The sequence below is a fragment of the Tolypothrix sp. FACHB-123 genome, assembly GCF_014697075.1.
Lineage (GTDB): Bacteria > Cyanobacteriota > Cyanobacteriia > Cyanobacteriales > Nostocaceae > Aulosira.
In genome coordinates, this window is sequence record NZ_JACJRE010000019.1 from 86,800 (window position 1) to 107,903 (window position 21,104).

Genomic DNA, 21,104 nt, shown 5'->3' on the forward strand with positions numbered 1-21,104 from the left:
ATTGGGAAGTTTTTTCTATGTAATTTGTTTGGGGAAAGTTGGGGATTCAGGAGTTGAGAAATTTACATCAGAAATTAACCGCCAATTAACAATTACGAATTACCAATTACCAGACAGCGCTACTAAAATATCTGGAAGCCATCAACGCCACTTTCCAAACCGGCGCTAGCAGCATCCCAAAAAGTAGTAACACTACCAATAGTGTTGTCACTATTGAGAGCGACTTTAAAGATAGAAGCACCAGTACCAGTGATACTGGTATCACCTATGCCAAGAACGGCATCTCTTCTGCTACTGAGTAAAATGTTGCCTGAGCTATGAATCCAGGCACTATCCACATCTTCATCGATGTTAGTATCCAGACCTATTTGCGCACCAACAAAATAGAGTTCCCAGGTTTGACTACTGGAATTGAATCTCAGTAAGTCTTCATCTTTAGCAGTCACCCCACCTGCATTAAAGTTACCGTTGACGCTGATAACTAAATCGCCATTTGGTGCAAAGGTAATGGCATCAATGTTTTCTCTTTCGGTATCTTCCAATCCTACTGCGGAACCATCGAGGAATAATTCGTAGGCTCCAGTGCTGTAATCACCTGGTGTTGTTGGTTTAAAGCGGATAATGTCAGAACTATCCACAATTAAATCGCCTAATACAACACCACTCTTGTCAAGGCTAATTAAAATGCTGCCATCGTCTTCAACATAGAAAGCATCGACATCTACACCTCTAGCACCCAACCCAGCTTCGGAACCATCAAAGAATTTTGACCAGGTTCCTTCTTTGCTGTCATACACCAAAATATCTTCATCTGAGTAATCGATACCACTGACAGTACCAGTTTCATTGGCGCTGACATAGTATTTGTCGCTAGCTTTCTCGAAGACGTAAGCTGCACCTGTGTTGGGTTGACTACCGTCATCTCCAAAGGCACCAATTACCAGTGCATTACCGCCATCAAGATCGACGGCATTACCAAAGAGATCGCCTTCATAAGCACTGGGGTTAATAAAAGTTTCTAACAACTTGCCTGTGGTGGCATCAAATCGGTAAGCTGCTCCACTGTTAGCTGCGCCTGTGTCGTCACCACTGGCACCAATCAATACTTGATTTTTGGAAATGGCGACAGAAACGCCAAACTTATCACCTGGCTCTGGAGTGGGGTTTGCTAAGGTTTTTAACAACTCCCCTGTGACAGCATCGAACAGATAAGCTGCACCAGCATCAACGGCACCTACATCGTCAGCGCGAGCACCAACTACGATTTTGTCGCCATCAATATCTACGGCATTACCAAATAGATCGGCATCACCCGGTTGAGGGTTGAGTATTGTATGTAAAAGTTTGCCAGTATCAGCATCATATACAAAGACACTTCCCGCATCAGCAATTTCACCAATATCATCTAAGAAAGCACCAATGACAACTTTGTTACCCGATATCGCCACCGAGAAGCCAAATAAGTCTCCAGCATCAGCTTCAGGATGCTCAAAAGTGTGCAAAAGTTCTCCAGTTTTGGCGTCATACAAGTAAGCTCTGCCACTGTTTGAGGCCCCGCGATCGTCATAGGGCGTACCAATCAGCACTTTGTCTCCAGACATTGCTACTGAGTAACCAAAGTAGTCTCCTCCTGAGCCATTGGGTTTGGAGAAAGTTTGTAAAAGTTTTCCTGATAGCTTGTCGTAGAGATAAACTTCCCCTTTATCGTTATGACGAGGGGCACTAATCAGTACAGTTGTCTCAGAGATGGCTATGGAATTACCAAACATATCACCACTCTTAGCAGAGGGGTTGAGATATTTCTGTACCGCTGTCCCTGTAAGGGTGTCAAAGAGATAGACTGTTGCTAGACCAGACTCACCTTCCTCACCACCAACTGAGGAAATCAGTGCTTGAGTCCCCAAAATAGCCACTGTATTGGCAAACAGTGTGCTATTAGGTAAGGGATTTTCTAAAGTTTGAGTCAGGGTGAATTGAGAAGTAGCCATAATGATGCTTTTTATCTCTGGGTTATCGAAAAAATGGCGATCGCCATCAATACGTCAGTAAAAATCTTGGTTGCAAAGTAGTCAGGGAAAACTAATTAGCTAGAAAAATCAGCCATCAATAATCCCAGAAAATCCACTAGCGGAGCCGTTCCAAAATGAACTGTAGTTACCGCTTGTGTTTAAACCTCATGAGCTAGGGCTAACTTTGAAGATGTCATCACCTCCTTCAATACATTAGAAAAGTTGAAAAACCTGTATTTAGTTAGGTAAAGGCCTCTATTGCTGTCAATTTCTACAGCGTTAATATCTTTGCTGTCCGCATTGTTGAGATCTACGTCAGAGCCATCCACACTCAATAAGGTACTACCAATAAGTATGCGGTTGGTGAAATCATCAACAGTGGTGGTAATGGCCTCACTTTCTCTTGGTGCAAAATTCGTGGCTATTATTTCCCCTGAAGGAGCGATATCCGTAATTTCCGATTGTATCCGAGCGTCTTTACCTTTTCTTAACAAAAAAAATCTTTTGTTTTTTGCTGGGTAAATAACACCCTGAGGTTGAGGTTGGTGAATCAAGCCATCATTGCTGGCTTTTATCACAAATGCACTCTTAATCTTGATCAAATTATTGTCTGTTTTCTGATTCATCAACCCTGCAACACCCAATTGTCTTAGTAGTCTTCAAGTTCCTAGCTTTGTTTATTTTTCAGGGGTTTAGCCTATAGCGAAACCATCGATGCTGTTAGCAGAATCTAACCCAGCAGCCGTACCATTCCAAAATGAAATGACATTACCACTAGTATTTAAACCGGTAGAATTAGGAATGAATGTGAAGATTGTGTTTCCGTTTCCACTAACGGTAGTATTAGTACCGACAACATCGTATTTTCTCTTAAAATTTAAGTATATATTGTTACTATGGCTTCCCCAATTAGCATCAATATCTTCGTCACTGCTAGTATTCATCAGGGATTTCTCAAGCAAACCAGGAGGTATGTTCTTTGTCGAACGTTTAGGATCTCGTTCTTGCTGAGAATCAATAGCGATGATTTGGTTTTTTTCGACAGCAAAGAATCGTTTAGCTTTGTGTGAGTAAGCCAAACTCTGTGGTATCGGAAGTTTAACACCTTTAACGCAATGGTCGAAAATTTGTACTAGTTTTAAGGGACTGAAATTATCTAAATCTTTGTCTTGAAGCATGATGTTTGTTGCACTGAATTAAGTTGTGAAGAATGTTTCTGGAGTTTGTTCATAACCTTTACAAGAACATAGTTGTTTCTCAACAAGAGTGATTAACTCTATTCAGGTGATTTTGATTGAGATGTGAATCTGAGTGAGACATTTTGAGGATATTGGCTAATAGTATTTTGAGCTTCGGTTAATATGCGATCGCTTAAGGATTTAGGCTTGTAACCGGGAACTATTTGCTCTAGTAGACATACTATAGATTTACCATCGTTAATTTCTGCTGCTTTACGCAATTTTTCGACAGTCACCTCCAAGTTTTGGGGAATAAATAAACTAGCGTTTTTCACGACTAATAGCTTTTCGTGTTGGGTTAATTTATATTCTTCTCCAGGAATAAACAATTCCTCAAATAATTTTTCTCCTGGTCTCAACCCGGTAAACACAATCTCAATATCTTTATTGACTTCATAGCCAGAAAGACGAATGAGTTCTTCAGCTAAATCGACAATTTTTACAGGTTCGCCCATATTGAGCATTAACAATTCACCAGTACGACCGAGTACAGAGGCCTGTAATACGAGTTGTACTGCCTCTGGTATGGTCATAAAATAACGGCGAATTTCTGGATGGGTGACAGTTACCGGGCCGCCTGCTGCTATTTGTTTTTTGAAGGTGGGAACAACGCTACCACGACTACCTAAAACGTTGCCAAAACGCACGACGTTATAAGCCTTATTGTTGTCTTTCGCAGCTTGCAGTACCAACATCTCAGCTACTCTTTTACTCGCACCCATAATGTTAGTTGGGTTAACTGCTTTATCTGTAGAAATCATGATGAAATTTTCTACATCATATTGCTTGGCCAGTTCTAGCAAGTTTTTGGTTCCCAGTACATTATTCGTGATTGCTTCTGCTGCATTTATTTCCATTAAGGGGACGTGTTTATGTGCAGCTGCGTGAAAAATTACATCTGGTTGGAATTGCTTAAAGGCCTCTTCTAATCGCGACTGAAAGCGAATGTCAGCAATGAATGCAGAAATATATGGGGTGCGTTGTCGGCCGTTGCTATCTTGTTTAATTAGTCGAGATACTTGTTCTAATTCTTGTTGGATATTGAAAACAGAATTTTCTCCATGTCCTACCATAATTATTTCCGCAGGACAGCATTTAAAAATTTGCCGACAAAGTTCGCTCCCAATCGATCCACCTGCACCAGTCACTAGTACTTTCTTCCCTTGAAGGAAACTGGCGACTTTTTCAATATCCGTCTCTACACATTCCCTTCTTAACAAGTCTTCAATGCGAACATCACGAATAGCATCTACCCGCACGCGACCATTGAGAATTTGGTGTACCCCTGGTAAAGTATTAGTTTGAATTCCTGTGGCTTGGCAAATATCTACGATGTCTCGAATTACTTTTCCTGATACTGTAGGCATAGCAATCACTACTTTTTGAATTTGCAAAGATTTAACAAATTCTGGTATTTGCCAGCGATCTCCGACTACAGGAATTCCACAAATTTTTAAGTTTAATTTTTCTGGATTATCGTCAATATAAGCTACCGGGTAAAAACCTAATTGGGGATTTCTTTGCATTTCTTGAACTAGTGCTACTCCTGCATAACCAGCACCCACTACTAAAACCCGTTCGCCTGATTTTACTGCTTTTGGTTTTCGCTTACCTCTGGCTACAGCACGCACGCTAAATCGTAAACCACCAATAAATATAAATGAAAGCAATCCCTCAATAAATGGTAGCGAGTGTGGCAGTTTTTCTAGGGTAAAATACGGTAGATAATAAAAAGCATCAAACAACAAGTTTTGGATAATTACCGCAGCCAAAACTAGCATACCTATATATATCAGTTCTTCGATACTGGCATAGCGCCAATAGCGTTTATAAAAGCCAAGACTCCAAAACAAAGTTAGTTTGACTGATAAAAACAATATTGTTGCAATTCCCAACTCTCTCATGTATTCCTGGAGGGAAAAATTACCGTCTAACCGGATAATTAGAGCCAATAATGGTGTGAATACAAATAGAATTAAATCACAAATAAATAAGTCTCTATTTCTCAAATTCAGCAGTTTTCTAGAAAAAGTATTGCTAAATTTTTGAGCCGCTAAATGAAATTTGAAGAGTGGGTAATTCATGCTAGTAAAGCAATTAAGCTCTGATAATGTACTTTTTTAAATGGCTAAAGCCTTTGAGCTTCATTTAAGCTGTCATACAAAAAGTTTCTCTTTTTATGTGAATTTTGAATCAGAAATTTTACAAAAATTTTATAATCAAACAAATCTGACATGTATGATTTCGATCTGCTGAAAAAGAACAGAATATGAAGATTTTCATGACAACAGATCGTCGCAAAAATTATTGCGATCGCAACTTTTCTACAGTAGGAATTAATAGTTAAGATTCCCTTCCCTACTGACTGATGTAGCTAAAGAATAAAGACAAACCTATATTCCTGCAACCATATACTTATGCATACTTGCAATAAGCTAGTTCCAGGTGCTCTTGATAAATGAATGACTTGATGAGAGCATGGATGTGGATATATATTTAACTGATTTATCCGATGCATCCTAATTTGGCGAAGGCTATATCTAGCCAATGATTTTTGCCAGCCAAAAAAATTTATCTAACTGAGTACGTCTAAGCAAGCTAATTTATAGTCTGAGTGAGTAGTCAGACTGTTATCTGGTAAGGCGCTTTAAGTCTGCGTGTTAACATCAGCAACTTCCAGCCTGAAAGCGATTTTTCCAAATTAGGTATGCATATCTATCGCATGATGCATTTGAGCTAAAACTGTCTTGCACAACTAGTTTAGTTATGTAAGAATCATTCACCTTGTGAATCTATCTGATAAACAAGAGATTTCCAAAGAGTTTGTTTTAATTTAGGCTGTCAATACCTAGCTTCCCTCGTCAGTTTTATTTGACTGACTATTAACTATCCTCCTCAAAATAGATGACCCTTAAATTAGTGAAACAAGTTTCAATAAGACTATTATTACTTGATTTCACTGAATCTGGATCTCAGTTTATAAACTGCAATATCTGAGATATTACAGTTATCTTTGAGTTTTATAGCACTTCTTAGACAGTAAATTTATATAGATTTTATGAATTAACCCACTAATGTTCAGCAAATATATATAGATTTCATTAAGTAGAGGAACTCACCGACTATTTCCGTAGCGTTAGCCGTTCTCATCTAGCAGATATAAGGTTATTTGCTAGATAAGATTGGTTCCAGTGGAAGGATTGGTTTTTTGTATATAAAGCAAAATACATAGCTGGCGATCGCTATGATAGAACAAATATTCTGTCTCTCAAGGGACTTGACAGCAAAGCAATTTTCTGTATTAGGGTTGGGATTAGGGAAGGATAGGTCTGACTACTACTAGGATTAAGACAGTTTAGATAGGTTACTGAGCAAACATCTGCGATTTGAATGAATACATATTACGAGGCTTTAGGTTAAGAAAATGTTATTAAACAGCATATTTTTGATTAAAGTTTGACGGTTGACGGTTGATATTCTGGGATTGCTTCCCTAGACTACCCTTCGGGAAGCCGCCTTTCAGGTGTCTACGTTCCAGTCGCAATGATAAATTTTGCTTGCGTAAGTCCTGAAAGAAATAAACTGTGATGCCAAAGTATAGGTAAAAATCAGTTTTCCGCCTGCGTAGCTAAGCTCTAGTACGTATAAACTCAGGTATTGGTTCCTGAAGACTTTGGAGACTTTTAGGTACGCTAAAGCGCGTTTTAAAAGCAATATTGCTATTGTACTTTTAAGTAATTCAACAAACAGACTGATGTTAAAAGTTTTTGCCGATCGCGGTGGGACATTTACAGATATTGTAGCTGTAACTAACAATCAAGCGATTGTAGAAAGATTATCCAGGCATAGAGAACGTTTTTTGATTGTGCCGCTTCCTAAGAGAGAATGGATTATAGTCTACAAGTTACTTTCGGAAAATCCAGAACAATATCAAGATGCAGCGATTCAAGGGATTCGGGATATTATCGGTTTGGCTAGCGATCAATCTATCCCCAGTGCCGCAATAGAAGTAGTGAAAATGGGGACAACGGTGGCGACAAATGCGCTGTTAGAAAGAAAAGGCGATAGAGTTGCACTGTTGATTACCAAAGGTTTTAAAGATGCGTTGCGGATTGGTTATCAAAACCGTCCAGATATCTTTGCACGTCAGATAGTTTTACCCACAATGCTTTACGAGCAAGTGATTGAGGTAGAGGAACGCTATGATGCTGAAGGTCAAGAATTAACTCCAGTCAATATTGCCCAGGTAAAACAAGACCTAGAAAGATTATACAGCATGGGGATACGCAGTTGTGCAATTGTGTTTATGCATAGCGATCGCTATCCGCACCACGAACAACAAGTTCAGCAACTCGCCCAAGCAGTAGGATTTACCCAAATTTCAGTATCCCATGAAGTTAGTCCGTTGATGAAATTGGTCAGTCGAGGCGATACAACCGTTGTTGATGCTTATCTGACGCCGATTTTGCGGCGCTATGTCAACCAAGTAGCGAGTCAGTTACCTGGTGTGAAATTAATGTTTATGAAATCTGACGGCGGTTTAGTTGCGGCACAGAAATTTCAAGGTAAAGATAGTATTTTAAGCGGCCCGGCTGGGGGAATTGTTGGTGCGGTACAAACTAGTAAAAGGGCGGGTTTTGACTTAGTTATTACCTTTGACATGGGTGGAACGAGTACAGATGTTGCTCATTTTCAAGGAGAGTACGAACGACAATTAGATTCAGAAATTGCTGGCGCGAGAATGCGAGTCCCCGTATTAGCAATTAATACTATCGCGGCTGGGGGCGGTTCAATTTTATTTTTTGACGGTTCTAGTTATCGCGTCGGCCCGGAATCGGCGGGTTCAAATCCCGGCCCGGCTTGTTATCGCCGTGGTGGGTCTTTAGCGGTAACTGATGCTAATGTAATGTTAGGTAAAATTCACCCGCAATATTTCCCTGCGGTGTTTGGTGTTGCGGGGAATTTACCTCTTGATCAAGAGATTGTGGTGGAGAAATTTCGCCAATTAGCTCAAGAAATTGCTACAGCTACAGGTAACTATCGTACACCAGAACAGGTAGCAGCAGGATTTATTGCGATCGCTGTTGAGAATATGGCGAATGCAATTAAAAAGATTAGCTTGCAAAGAGGTTATGATGTCAGCCGATATGTACTTTGTTGTTTTGGTGGTGCTGGCGCACAAGTTGCTTGTTTAATTGCTGATACTTTAGGAATGAAGCAGATATTTCTCCATCCTTATGCGGGGGTTTTATCAGCTTATGGAATGGGATTAGCTGATGTCCGCGCTATCAGAGAAAAAGGAGTAGAACAACCTTTAACGGCTGCATTAATTCCTCAATTACAACAGTTAATGCAGAGTTTGCTGATTCAAGCGAGAACCGAACTCAGCGAGGGAGATATTGGAAATAATCAGGTGGTGCAAAAAGTTAATTTAAAATATCAAGGAACTAACTCAATCTTGACCATTGATTTTGATACAGATGTAGCGATAATGCAAGCGAAATTTGAGAGCGAGCATAAATCGCGTTATGGGTTTGTGCAATTAGAGAAACCCTTAATTGTTGAGTCTGTTTCTGTAGAATTAATTCAGAAAATGGATACACCAGAGGAATCTTTAATAATTCGCGATCGCGCTTTAGATGAATATCCGCAATCGGTGGAGATAGTGAAGATGTTTGCAGGCGATATATGGCATGATACACCAGTTTATCGTCGGGAAGATTTACAGCCTGAAGATATTATTAATGGCCCGGCGATTATTGTGGAGAAAATTAGCACAATTATTGTAGAGCCTAACTGGATAGCTCAGTTGACTGAACGCAATCATTTGATTTTACAGGTTAAAAATTGATTAATTTATCAGGATTTATGGGTATTTGTGAGAAAATTAGTAATGTTTGATTTTTTTCATCAACTGAAATAATGCCACCTTACATTTACCCAGTTATTGAAACCGCAGAATTAGAAATTACATTTTTAGAATTAGCAGAACAATGGCGACAGGAAACAGGAATGCTATCTGCGATCGCTAAAATATCAATGCATCCTGCTTATCAAAGAATCATTGGTATGGGACAACCTGTTGTACCTTTAATTCTGCGGGAACTTGAACGCCAGCCAGATCATTGGTTTTGGGCTTTAAATGCTATTACAGGCGCAAATCCTGTAAAACCAGAACAACGGGGGAGAATCAAGCAAATGGCTCAAGCTTGGATTGATTGGGGAAAAACTAATGGCTACAGATGGTAGGTTAGAAAGTTATAAAGAAAATAAGTTTCCTAACTTATCCCATACTGAGTATTGTGTAACTAGTAAGCAAAGTACATCATATAATTGTTTTGCTTGGGCTGCCGGTGAGGATGACCGTTGGTGGAGTCCAATAGATCCAGATAATATGTATTACTGGGTAGAAGGTATAACAGCAGAGTTAACTATTTCAGCTTTTATCCAAGCATATCAAAGTTTAAATTATCAACTTTGTGATAATTCTGAGGTTGAAGTCGGTTTTGAAAAGATAGCAATATATGCTACAGAGGATGGCGAACCAACTCACGCTGCTAGACAATTACCAAATGGGAAATGGACAAGTAAATTGGGGCGGTGGGAAGATATAGAGCATGAACTTGAAGGTTTAGTAGGCGAAATGTATGGTTCTGTACAGCAAATTTTAAAACGTCAAATATCTTAAAATGTCACCTGAATGTAATTAATGAATTTTGCATAAAATAAATATGTAATTTAACATGAATTTTAAAAGTAATAATAAATATAAATTTGCGGCTGCTTGCGAACAGGAAAAAATTGTATTTGGTGCTGCAAAACCTGCATATAGTGATGTGCAGATTCAGCAATGGCTCGAATTTATGCAAAGCCAAAATATTCAACGTGTTTGCTGTTTACTTGCTCCTGTTCAACTAAATAAATATTCAGATTTGCTCGGAATATATCAAGATAAATTTGGTAGTGAAAGGGTATGTTGGGCACCAATTGAAGATTTTCAATTAGTCAGTCGGGAAACTTTACAAGAGAAAATTTTACCTTTTCTACTACTAGCAAATCAGCAAAATGAAAAAGTAGTAGTTCACTGTGCTGGGGGAATTGGACGCACAGGACATATTTTAGCTGCTTGGTTAGTTAGAGGACGAGGATTTTCCAATCAAGCAGCAATATCAGCAGTGAGAAAAACTGGTAGAAATCCCTATGAAGCAGCGATTGCAGCTTTTTTAAAAGGTCGAAATCCTTGGAAAGTAATTGCGGAGTTAAACGCACTGCTTGATGATTGTGTTGTTCACAAAACTGGTAGTTGAATGCAGAACTCGCTGCCTTTACCTAACTGAGATTGTACTTCTAAACTACCGCCATGTTTTTCTACCACGATTTGCCGAGCGATCGCTAATCCTAAGCCTGTTCCTTTACCTACGCCTTTAGTGGTAAATAAATGGTCGAATATTCTTGCTTTTACATCTTCGCTCATCCCCTTACCATTATCTGCAATCGAAATGAGAACTTGATTTTCTCCCATTGCTGTGCGAATCTTGATGTGTTGGGGATTGGCTTTAATTTCTTGATAAGATTGAGATTTAGCCATTTCATCGAACATATCAATGGCATTAGCCAGGATATTCATAAATACCTGATTTAATTGTCCTGGGAAGCATTGTATTTCTGGTAACTGACCATATTCGGTAATTACTTGAATGGCGGGACGGGAATCATTAGCTTTCAGGCGATATTTTAAAATTAGTATTGTGCTGTTGATACCTTCGTGCAGGTTAGCCCTGACTTTATACTCAGTATCAGCACGGGAGAAGGTGCGGAGGCTAGTGCTGATAGACTGAATGCGATCGCTTGCACCTTGCATGGAATTAAGTAACTTTGGTAAATCCTCGCTTAAATATTCTAAATCAATGTCTTCTGCCTTTTCTTGCACAGGTGCGGCGGCATCGGGATGATATTGTTGATAGAGGGCGATATAGTCGAGTAAATCCTGCACATATTCTTGGGCATTATTAATACTGCCATTCAAGAAGCCGATGGGGTTGTTGATTTCGTGGGCGACACCTGCAACTAAGTTACCCAAGGATGCCATTTTTTCACTCTGGACGATTTGCAGTTGCGATTGTTCTAGTTTTTGGGCGTAGGTTTGCGCTTTTTGATAAAGTCGGGCATTTTCTAGAGAAATCGCCGCCTGAGTGCAGAGGAAGTTAAGAACGAAAATGCGATCGCTAGTAAATACTCCACTAGTGGAGCGATTTTTTAAGGATACAATGCCAATTAATTGTCCGTGGCTAATAATTGGCAAGCATAACAAACTCTTTGGTTGTTGACGAATAAGATATTCATCTATGATTGGTAAATCAGTTTTGAGATTGTCAATCGTTACGATTTGTTGCGTGTTCTTGACATACTGAATCAATTTTACAGGTAGATTGGGATTACCATTGAGTAGTTCTGAGCAAAGTTGTGTGGTTTGTGGTGTAGCTATAGCGACAACTTGCCATTCACCCTCAGAATTAGGACAGATTAAAGCACAGCGATCGCCCCCGGAGTTTTGTAAAATAATTTTTGTGAGTTGATGTAGTAAATCATCAAGTTGCAGAGTTGCAGATAGACTTTGAGAAGCTTTGATCATAGTGGCAATATCGATAGCGTTATTGATGTTTGTGCTATGACCTAGGCTAGATTCTGAGGTATTCAGGGAAATATCTGGAATTGTGCTTGTCAAGCTTTCCCACAGTTTCATGGGTTGGGAAACTGATTGCAGAATCGGACGCAGTAAATGAGGATAGCGATGTTCTAGATCGTTACTTTTTGCTTTCGCTCCCCAACGAGCATAGCAGTAATAAGCTTCCTGCATATAGACAGCAGCAATTTTTTCTTTGCCCCAACCAAGGTAGAATTTAGCAGTAAGTTCATTAGCGATCGCTTGTTCTAAGATATAGCCATTTTCCTCAGCTTGAGAAATAGCGCGATCGTAGAAATCTATTGCTTGTTGTGGATGTCCTAAAACACGCTGTTCTTCAGCACAAATCAAATCATATCGGTGCTGACAATTCATGGGTGCATAGGTAGCCCAATTTTGCAGCTTTTCTTTAGCATCCGCAATTAATAACCATAACTCATCTGTCTGAGAATTTTCTGATAACTGGGTGAAACAGGCTAAAGCTGTATAAAAATACAGTATTGGTACATTCAGCATCCCAGTACCACCGCCAGCATTTAGCTTTGCTTGTTGACAATGATAAAATGTCTGGTCATGGCACTCAAATAAATAGGTTAAAGTTACTTTGCACATATGGAAATGCCATAACCCCGTTTTGTCGTTGGCTTTTTCCAGATTGGCTAAAGTTACCCCTTCATCAAAAATTGTGCCTCCTAATTTAATTGGGTTCTCACATTTTCCTAAGAGATTGGCAACGGTTTGATGGACGATATGCAAATAGCCTAAAAGTGCTTGTTGTTTGATATTTGCCAAGCCTATGCTGTAAGCCTGACATTCTGTTTCTAAAGCTGTGAGTTCTTTGCCAACAAAATAAGCATGAAAGGCGTAGGTATAACCAGAATAGCCAGCATAAGCAAGATCGCCAACTTTTAGTCCCAGGGTATAGGCTTCTTGTAAAGGTTGTAAAGTTGTCGCCGCATTTTTCACCCAGTGAACAGTAAACTTATTGGTCATGTATAAAACTTTAGCGGCATATTCCTGATTATTAAATTTATCTAATAACTGTAAAGCTAATTGACCAAATTCATAACCTGTTTTAATATCACCAACGACAGCACAAAGTAATAATCCGTAAACCACATATCCAAAGCTGGAGGCGGGAATATTACCGTGGGTGACTGATAGCTGCACCTGCTGACAGCAAATCAAGGGATACAGGGGTGGACATGCTAAGTATGTAGTTGGGCTAATCTTAACTAAGATTTGCAGCAGTGCTTGGAATTGAGGCGAAGTCATCACAGGTAAGTTTAACAGCTCATCTGTGGAACGTCCTGCTAATTGCTGTCGGGTTTGCTGGAGAAAATCAGCAAAATCTTGTTTCTCAGGCTGACTGGGAAATTCAATTCCAAAAGATTGGAGAAAGTTTAAACCCGTGGTTAAAGCTTTGCTAAATTCACCTTGGCTAGTGTAAGCATCGATTTTAATTTCATATACCTTGGCAGCATCCAACAAACTCCGCGCTTGTTGCAAGACAATTTCCGCCAATGTTTCCATCTGCGCCAAATCTGTATTGAGATAAGCAGCTTCAGCCGCGCTACTATAGCAAGCTAATGCTAGATCATACTGAGTTTGCCAGCTATCAGTCGGCAGCAAATTACAAGCATATTTTAAGCAATAGGTAGCAGTATCATAGGCAGTAGTAGCGATCGCTTTTCTTCCGGCTCTCAAGTTTAACTCTACCAGCCTTCCTTGCTCTAGGGTATCACTGATCAGCGTACAGCCAATATTCAATTGGTTGACGATATCAAAAATTTCCTCCTCTAATTGTTCCGCAGATGTATGGTTTAATAAGTGACGACCAATGCTAAGATGTACAACCTGTTTCTCTTGTTGGGGAATCAGGGAATAAGCAGCTTGCTGGACGCGATCGTGAAGGAATTTGTAAGCAACGGTAATTCCATCACTGTAGTTATCATTTAAACCATCACCTTGAAAAAACTTGTAGGTTTCACTGATGGGTAAAATGAATCCTTCCTGTAACCCTTTCCACAAGTCAGTTGCTACCTGCTGCGGCAATTGTTCTGAAACGATCGCCAAAGTATTCAAGTCAAATTGATTACCAATACAAGCTGCCAGTTTGAGGATATTTTGAGTCTCATCAGGTAATTTTTGCAACTGCTTGGCCATGAACTCTACCACATCATCGGTTAATGCAGCCTCGCGTACCTGAGTAATATTACATTGCCAATGTCCAGCTTGGATATTAAAGGTAATAAATTGCTCTTGATGCAGAGTTTTGAGAAATTGTGTGGCAAAAAAGGGATTCCCTTGGGTTTTTTGATAGACTAATTCTGCTAGAGGTTGTGCCAAGGTTTCAGCACATTTGAGCATATCTGCCACTAACTGATTCAGGCTGGTTCTACTCAAAGATGCTAAAGTAATTCTGTTGATTGTAGCTCCTACTTTGCTGACTTCGTTTAAAGTCAGCATTAACGGATGTCCGGGAAATACTTCGTTATCCCGATAAGCCCCAATCAGCAGTAAATACCCCTGTTCCCTCTCACTCATCAACAACTGCATCAATTTTAATGATGCGGCATCTGCCCATTGCAAGTCATCCAAAAACATCACCAAAGGATGTTCGGGAGTGGTAAAAACTTGAGTAAATTTCTGGAACAGCAAATTAAACCGATTTTGCGCCGCCGTACCCGATAGTTCTGCTACAGGTGGTTGTATACCAAGAATACATTCCAATTCCGGGATGAAATCAATAATTACTTGGGCATTCTCTCCCAAAGCCTCAAGAATCTTGGCTTTCCACGCTTGTAATTGAGTATCCGATTCTGAAAGCAACTGTCCCATCAAATCCCGAAAGGCTTGGACAAAGGCAGAGAAAGGGATATTACGATTATACTGGTCAAATTTACCTTTAATAAAATAACCCCTCTGCCGCACAATGGGTTTATGAACTTCATTGACAACCGCCGTCTTCCCAATCCCAGAGAACCCAGCTACTAGCAGTAATTCTGAGGTACCGTTGCTGACTCGCGCAAAAGCATCTAATAGTGTTTGAACTTCTGCTTCTCGCCCATAGAGTTTTTCCGGGATGGAAAAGCGATCGCAAATATCCCGTTGCCCAATGATAAACTGTTCAATATGTCCTGTTTGCTTTAACTGTTCTAAGCAAATTGCCAAATCATGCTTTAAGCCTAAAGCACTTTGGTAGCGATCTTCGGCATTTTTACACATTAACTTAGCGACAATTTGCGCGATCGCTTCTGGTATTTCTGAATTAATTTCATCTACCCTGGGTGCAGGTTTGGCAATGTGACTATGCACCAGTTCTAAAGGATCGTTACTAGCAAAAGGTAACTGTCCCGTCAACAATTCAAACAACGTCACACCTAGACTATAAAAGTCTGTACGGTAGTCAACGCCCCGATTCATCCGCCCGGTTTGCTCTGGTGCAATATAGCCTAATGTGCCTTCCAATACATTGGGGTGTTTGATTTCTTCGTTTTCTTTCGGTAATAGGGAAGCGATACTAAAATCAATGAGTTTGACTTGTTGCGATTCTGGATGAATTAGGATATTAGCGGGTTTGATGTCCTTATGAATTACCCGATGCTGATAAAGCTCATGAAGAATATCGGCTATTTGCAGCGCGATCGCTATTGTATCTAATAGTATTAACTGATGGCTGTGGCTATATGTTGATAGCGCCACACCGCCAAAATCTTCCATTACTAGGGCATAACTATTGCGATATGCTATCAGGCGATCGGGACGAATCACACCAGAAATATTCAAGTTTTTGGCAATAGTATATTGATTACGAAAACGTAACAATTCGCTGAAGCTAGGATAATCTTGTTGCAATAATTTGATGACAACCTGACGCTGGCTTAATTCTTCCACTGCTTGATAAACAATCGTCCGAGAACCCACATATAATTGCTCAACTATTTCATAGCCAGGAATTTCGGGGAATAGATTCGCGTAGCTGCTTGCCGCCAGTGTCATAGTATCAACTAAAAGTATGTAGGAAATTTATCTCATCGTTATAATTCCCCCAAAAATTAGAAAGTCAACTATTACATCGCATTATGTATTAAAAATTCAAAAATTCTTTCTCCCCCTGCTTACCAAAGTGGTTGTATATTTTTTAGTGGGAAGTATCTTAAGGTATCTTCTAAACTGCGATCGCGGCAATGGGGATTGTTTGCAAAATTCTCCTTCACCAAGCACCCCCAATACTCGCCACCCCAAAACCAACTAAGATAAATACCGGGATACGTAATCTCTAATTTGAATGCAGTGCTAACCCAATTATACCTAACCAATAACAAAAAATCTGTAGGGGCACGGCACCGACAATCTTTTGGTACATACAATAATTTTACTGATGCCGTGCCCCTACGACAGATGTGGTTCTCTGATTTCAATAACTAGGAACTAAAATGCAACCGATATCTCAACCAGATCCAGTACGTTTAGAAATATTTAAAAACCTTTATCAATTTATCGCGGAACAAATGGGAATTGTGCTGCAAAATACAGCAGCATCAGTGAATATCAAAGAACGCTTAGATTTTTCCTGCGCTATCTTTGATGAATCTGGATTATTAGTAGCTAATGCTCCTCACATACCTGTACATTTAGGCTCAATGAGTGAAAGCGTCCGCAGTTTAATTAATGATAAGAGCAATAATATTCAACCGGGAAACGTCTATTTATCAAATAATCCCTATAACGGCGGAACTCACCTACCAGATGTCACAGCCATTACCCCTGTATTTTTGGCAAGCGGTGAAAATAATCTCTGCCCCATGCCCAATGCCCCATGCCCAATGCCCATTTTCTATGTCGCTTCACGCGGACATCAAGCAGATATTGGCGGAATTACTCCCGGTTCTATGCCTCCCCATAGTACCACGGTAGCAGAAGAAGGTATTTTATTTGATAATTTTTTATTAGTTGAAGAAGGTAATTTTCGCGAAACAGCAGTCAGAGAAATTTTAGCCAATCATCCCTATCCGGCGCGTAATCCCAACCAAAATATTGCTGATTTTCAAGCCCAAATTGCAGCTAACGAACGGGGAGTACAAGAACTTCGCAAGATGGTTGAGCAATATGGATTAGAAACTGTACAAGCTTACATGAAATTTGTCCAAAATAATGCAGAAGAGGCAGTGAGAAAGGCAATTTCTGTCCTCAAAGATGGTGAATTTATCTATGAAATGGATAGCGGTGCTAAAATTCAAGTTAAAGTTACAATTAACCAAGCAAATCGCAGTGCAATTATTGATTTTACTGGCACATCTGCCCAATTAAACAGTAACTTTAATGCCCCCAGAGCCGTTACCCAAGCCGCAGTTTTATATGTCTTCCGAACTTTAGTTGATGATAGTATTCCCCTAAATGCGGGATGTTTAAAACCTTTAGAAATTATTGTGCCTGAAGGTTGTATGCTCAATCCTACCTACCCAGCCGCAGTAGTAGCGGGTAATGTAGAGACATCCCAGACTATTGTTGATGCTTTATATGGTGCCTTAAGTGCGATCGCAGCTTCTCAAGGAACCATGAATAATTTTACCTTTGGCAATCAACGCTATCAATATTATGAAACCATTTGCGGTGGTTCTGGTGCAGGCGTTAACTTTCATGGTACTGATGCAGTTCACACCCACATGACAAACTCTCGCCTAACTGACCCAGAAGTTTTAGAAACCCGCTATCCTGTATTGGTAGAAAGCTTTAGTCTGCGTCCCGATAGCGGTGGTAAAGGAAAGTATTCTGGGGGTAATGGGGTGATTCGTCGCATCAAGTTTTTAGAACCGATGACAGCGAATATTCTTTCTAATCATCGCCGTGTTTCTCCCTTTGGTTTAAATGGTGGGGAACCGGGAAAAGTTGGACGCAACTGGATACAGCGTCAAGATGGAACGCAACAGGAGTTAGATAGTACTGCAACCGTTGAGATGGAAGCTGGAGATATTTTTGTCATAGAAACGCCTGGGGGAGGGGGTTTTGGTGATAGATGAAGTGCAAATCTCAATCTTTTTAGCTAAAAACAGCAACTTTTATAAGTTTGAGTCGAGCATTCATAAGTTTGATTTAATTGTTAAGCTAAAAGTATAAGTCTTTATAAGTTTGAGTCGAGCATTCATAAGTTTGACTCGATTTTTTAGCTAAAAGTAGCAGCCTTTATCAGTTTGACTCGATTTTTTAGCTAAAAGTAGCAGCTTTTATCAGTTTGTTTGCAGTATGAGTAAGTTTTGCGGGAAATTTACCAAAGACCTGGGTCTAAAGCCCCGTCCTTAGAGGACGGCTTTAATTATGCTAGAATATTTGCGTAGAAGTTTTCCACACAAATGATTGTTTTAGAATTCAAAGCCAAGGGGAAAACAACTCAATACAATGCTATTGATGAGGCGATGAGAACTGCTCAATTTGTCCGCAACAAAGCTATCCGTTTTTGGATGGATAACCGAGGTGTAGGACAAAAAGACTTATATCGCCTGAGCAAGTCATTGAGAGGTGAATTCCCATTTGTAACAGCTTTGAATTCTAGCGCTTGCCAAGCCTCTATCGAACGGGCTTATAGTTCTATTGCTCGTTTTTACGACAACTGTAAAAAGTCTGTTCCGGGCAAAAAAGGATATCCAAAGTTTAAGAAGAATTCTCGCTCAGTGGAATATAAAACATCTGGATGGTCACTTTCCCAGACGAGAAAACAAATAACCTTCACCGACAAAAAAGGTATTGGCAAGCTCAAACTTAAAGGAACGTGGGATTTAAACTTCTACCAAATAGAACAGATAAAACGAGTTAGGTTAGTACGTCGTGCAGACGGGTACTATGTTCAATTTTTGGTGAGTGTAGATAACAAAGTAGAAACACAACCAACTGGTAAAACTATCGGTTTGGACGTTGGACTAAAAGAGTTCTACACAGACAGTAATGGACACAGTGAACCTAATCCAAGGTTTTATCGCACAACAGAGAAACGCCTCAAGTTTCGACAAAGGCGCGTTTCTAGAAAAAAAAGGGCTTCTGCCAACCGTAAGAAAGCTATTAATCAATTAGGGCGAGTACACCTCAAAATAAGTAGGCAACGTCAAGAACACGCTAAGAGAGTAGCGCGTTGCGTCATCCAATCTCACGATTTGGTCGCCTATGAAGACTTGAGGATTAAAAATTTAGTTAAAAATCACTGTCTCGCCAAATCGATTAATGATGCTGGTTGGTATCAATTCAGGAAATGGTTAGAGTATTTTGGGGTGAAGTTTGGCAGAATAACTGTTGCGGTTAATCCTGCCTACACATCGCAACAATGCTCTAACTGTGGTGCAATAGTCAAAAAATCTCTATCTACAAGAACCCATGTTTGTGAATGTGGCTTTGTGATGGATAGAGATTGGAATGCTGCCATCAACATTCTGAAATTAGCCTTAAGTACGGTAGGGCATACCGGAACTTGGGTCATAGACTCGAACGCTTCAGGAGATTCGACCTCTACTCATGCAGGAGTAATCCTGTCTGAGCAAGTTGGGTCAAAGATTGAAGAATCTTCGCCCTTATAGGGCGGAGAGTGTCAACGAAAAGCGAATTCAACAAATGGAAGGTTGATGTCTTGGAGAGTAACAATCGCAAATATGATCATTGTGGTGTAGAGGATTCGCGGTTTTTGGGGAATAGGCTGATCAATGTGCGTAAAGCTTGGTTCACAGCTTCTCCATCAGGAAAATACTCTCGCACATCAGGATCGAGCATTACAGCACCATCTTCGACAGTAAAGTGCTGTACAGTAGTTGTACCATCAGCTTGATGAATGGTAACATTATGCCCCAGGCGATAAGCTTGGTAGTGCTTTCCACGTACACCAGTTGTAAAATCGTATTCTGGGAGCATATCATCTTTATCTGTGTTATCTGTCATATCAGCTGGCTCAGAATTAACTTTGTTGATAAACTTTTTGTTCTAATTTTGTGGCTTGACGGCAACTGATGATGCGAATATTGAGTTGACGTTCTGTATACACTACAACAAGTAATTTACCTCTTGTAGAAAGACCAATATCAATGAATCTTTCTTCATCAATTGAGTGTTCAGGGTCATTAATAGTAATTGCAAAAGGATCGTTGAATACGGTTTTTGCTTCTTCAAAGCTAATTCCATGCTTTCTTAGATTTTCTTTAGCTTTTTCTTCATCCCATTCAAACCCCAATTCCACAAAATTATCCTTTTTGAGAATAGTTTAGTAACCTTTCATAACATTTCACTTTAGATTGTACCTTGTTCTGAATTCCTAAAGCTAGGAGCGATCGCCCTGAATCGGTCACGATGCTTTAAGATTAATGCATAGATGCAACACCTAACACCAGCGATATGCAACAACTATTTCCCGGTGAAGTATTTGCCAAAACTGCTGATTTTGATGCAGGAATTCGCCAGTTATTACCGCGATATGACGAAATGCTGGAGGTAATTAGCCGTTGTGTACCTTTGAGTTGCGATCGCATTTTAGAATTAGGTTGCGGTACAGGCGAATTAAGTCTGAAAATACTCCAACGCTGTCCACAGGCGCAAGTAGTAGCGTTAGATTACTCACCGCGAATGCTGGAATATGCTCAAAATAAAATCGCCGCCGCTGGGTATGCAAATCGCTGGAGTGGTATCGAAGCGGATTTTGGCGATTGGGCAAATAATCCGGAGAAATTTGGTATAGGTAGAGAATTTACTGCTTGTGTGTCATCTTTGGCGATTCACCATCTCCAAGATGAAATGAAATTCCAGCTATTTCAACAAATTGCTGCTAGTCTCAGTTCTGATGGTTGTTTTTGGAATGCTGACCCAACTTTACCCGAATCACCCTTATTAGTGGAAGTCTACCAAGCCGCACGAGAAGAATGGGCAGCCCAACAAGGTAAAACCCTAGCGGAAGTTCGTGCTAAGGTGGGTACAAGTAGCACTCAAGGCTATTCCAGCCAAGACCAATTAGCAACTTTAAACGCACATTTGCAAATGCTGACAAATGCTGGTTTTGAGACTGTAGCGGTACCTTGGAAATATTACGGCTTAGCAGTTTTTGGTGGTTGGTTGCGCAAATTGTAGTTTGACAATAGTCAATAGTCAATAGTCTTCCTTGTCCCCCCACCCCCTGCACACTTCGACTTCTCTGCGAGACGCTAC

The 21,104-nt window shown here is 40.1% G+C and carries 14 protein-coding genes; 7 read left to right on the forward strand and 7 right to left on the reverse strand.

Annotated features, from left to right (window positions below):
* Positions 1 to 122: 122 nt before the first annotated feature.
* The 4 genes from H6G41_RS14735 to H6G41_RS14750 all read right to left on the reverse strand — a co-directional run bounded on the left by H6G41_RS14735 (position 123) and on the right by H6G41_RS14750 (position 5,331).
* The gene (locus tag H6G41_RS14735) at positions 123 to 1,988 is read right to left on the reverse strand and encodes a PQQ-binding-like beta-propeller repeat protein (RefSeq protein WP_190746927.1); all 1,866 of its coding nucleotides are present in this window, start codon (positions 1,986 to 1,988) and stop codon (positions 123 to 125) included.
* A gap of 179 nt (positions 1,989 to 2,167) precedes the next feature.
* Positions 2,168 to 2,635: a hypothetical protein gene (locus H6G41_RS14740; RefSeq protein WP_190746928.1), complete on the reverse strand. Its 468-nt coding sequence runs from the start codon at positions 2,633 to 2,635 to the stop codon at positions 2,168 to 2,170.
* A 66-nt stretch (positions 2,636 to 2,701) separates the two neighbouring features.
* The gene (locus H6G41_RS14745) at positions 2,702 to 3,187 is read right to left on the reverse strand and encodes a hypothetical protein (protein WP_190746929.1); all 486 of its coding nucleotides are present in this window, start codon (positions 3,185 to 3,187) and stop codon (positions 2,702 to 2,704) included.
* Between the two features lie 98 nt (positions 3,188 to 3,285).
* Entirely contained in the window at positions 3,286 to 5,331 is a 2,046-nt protein-coding gene (locus tag H6G41_RS14750) for a nucleoside-diphosphate sugar epimerase/dehydratase (RefSeq protein WP_190746930.1), read from the reverse strand.
* A 1,670-nt stretch (positions 5,332 to 7,001) separates the two neighbouring features.
* Between H6G41_RS14750 and H6G41_RS14755 the strand changes: the two genes are divergently transcribed.
* The 4 genes from H6G41_RS14755 (at position 7,002) to H6G41_RS14770 (ending at position 10,554) form a co-directional block, all read left to right on the forward strand.
* Positions 7,002 to 9,098 carry a hydantoinase/oxoprolinase family protein gene (locus H6G41_RS14755; protein WP_190746931.1) on the forward strand — a complete coding sequence of 699 codons (2,097 nt, stop codon included), beginning with the start codon at positions 7,002 to 7,004 and terminating at the stop codon, positions 9,096 to 9,098.
* 71 nt (positions 9,099 to 9,169) lie between these two features.
* Positions 9,170 to 9,496 (forward strand): hypothetical protein, encoded by a 327-nt coding sequence (locus H6G41_RS14760; protein WP_190746932.1) that lies wholly within the window; start codon positions 9,170 to 9,172, stop codon positions 9,494 to 9,496.
* Positions 9,480 to 9,935: a hypothetical protein gene (locus H6G41_RS14765; RefSeq protein WP_190746933.1), complete on the forward strand. Its 456-nt coding sequence runs from the start codon at positions 9,480 to 9,482 to the stop codon at positions 9,933 to 9,935. The genes H6G41_RS14760 and H6G41_RS14765 overlap by 17 nt, the downstream gene beginning before the upstream one ends.
* 55 nt (positions 9,936 to 9,990) lie before the next feature.
* The gene (locus H6G41_RS14770; RefSeq protein WP_190746934.1) at positions 9,991 to 10,554 is read left to right on the forward strand and encodes a dual specificity protein phosphatase family protein; all 564 of its coding nucleotides are present in this window, start codon (positions 9,991 to 9,993) and stop codon (positions 10,552 to 10,554) included.
* Here the strand turns inward: H6G41_RS14770 and H6G41_RS14775 are convergent.
* On the reverse strand, positions 10,536 to 15,932 hold the full coding sequence (locus tag H6G41_RS14775; protein ID WP_190746935.1) for an ATP-binding sensor histidine kinase: 5,397 nt from the start codon (positions 15,930 to 15,932) through the stop codon (positions 10,536 to 10,538). The genes H6G41_RS14770 and H6G41_RS14775 overlap by 19 nt on opposite strands.
* Positions 15,933 to 16,369: 437 nt before the next feature.
* On the opposite strand from H6G41_RS14775, the gene H6G41_RS14780 reads away from it, so the two are divergent.
* The gene (locus H6G41_RS14780; protein WP_190746936.1) at positions 16,370 to 17,953 is read left to right on the forward strand and encodes a hydantoinase B/oxoprolinase family protein; all 1,584 of its coding nucleotides are present in this window, start codon (positions 16,370 to 16,372) and stop codon (positions 17,951 to 17,953) included.
* 330 nt (positions 17,954 to 18,283) lie between these two features.
* Positions 18,284 to 19,495, forward strand: coding sequence for an RNA-guided endonuclease TnpB family protein (locus H6G41_RS14785; RefSeq protein WP_190746937.1), 1,212 nt, complete (start codon positions 18,284 to 18,286; stop codon positions 19,493 to 19,495).
* 76 nt (positions 19,496 to 19,571) lie between these two features.
* Here the strand turns inward: H6G41_RS14785 and H6G41_RS14790 are convergent, their stop codons facing one another.
* Together H6G41_RS14790 and H6G41_RS14795 are read right to left on the reverse strand one after the other, a co-directional pair.
* Complete coding sequence (locus H6G41_RS14790; RefSeq protein ID WP_190746938.1) at positions 19,572 to 19,850, reverse strand: hypothetical protein; 279 nt, start codon at positions 19,848 to 19,850, stop codon at positions 19,572 to 19,574.
* A gap of 16 nt (positions 19,851 to 19,866) precedes the next feature.
* Entirely contained in the window at positions 19,867 to 20,145 is a 279-nt protein-coding gene (locus H6G41_RS14795; RefSeq protein ID WP_190746939.1) for a BrnT family toxin, read from the reverse strand.
* A gap of 155 nt (positions 20,146 to 20,300) precedes the next feature.
* On the opposite strand from H6G41_RS14795, the gene H6G41_RS14800 reads away from it, so the two are divergent.
* Complete coding sequence (locus H6G41_RS14800; protein ID WP_190746940.1) at positions 20,301 to 21,026, forward strand: trans-aconitate 2-methyltransferase; 726 nt, start codon at positions 20,301 to 20,303, stop codon at positions 21,024 to 21,026.
* The last annotated feature ends 78 nt before the right edge of the window (positions 21,027 to 21,104 follow it).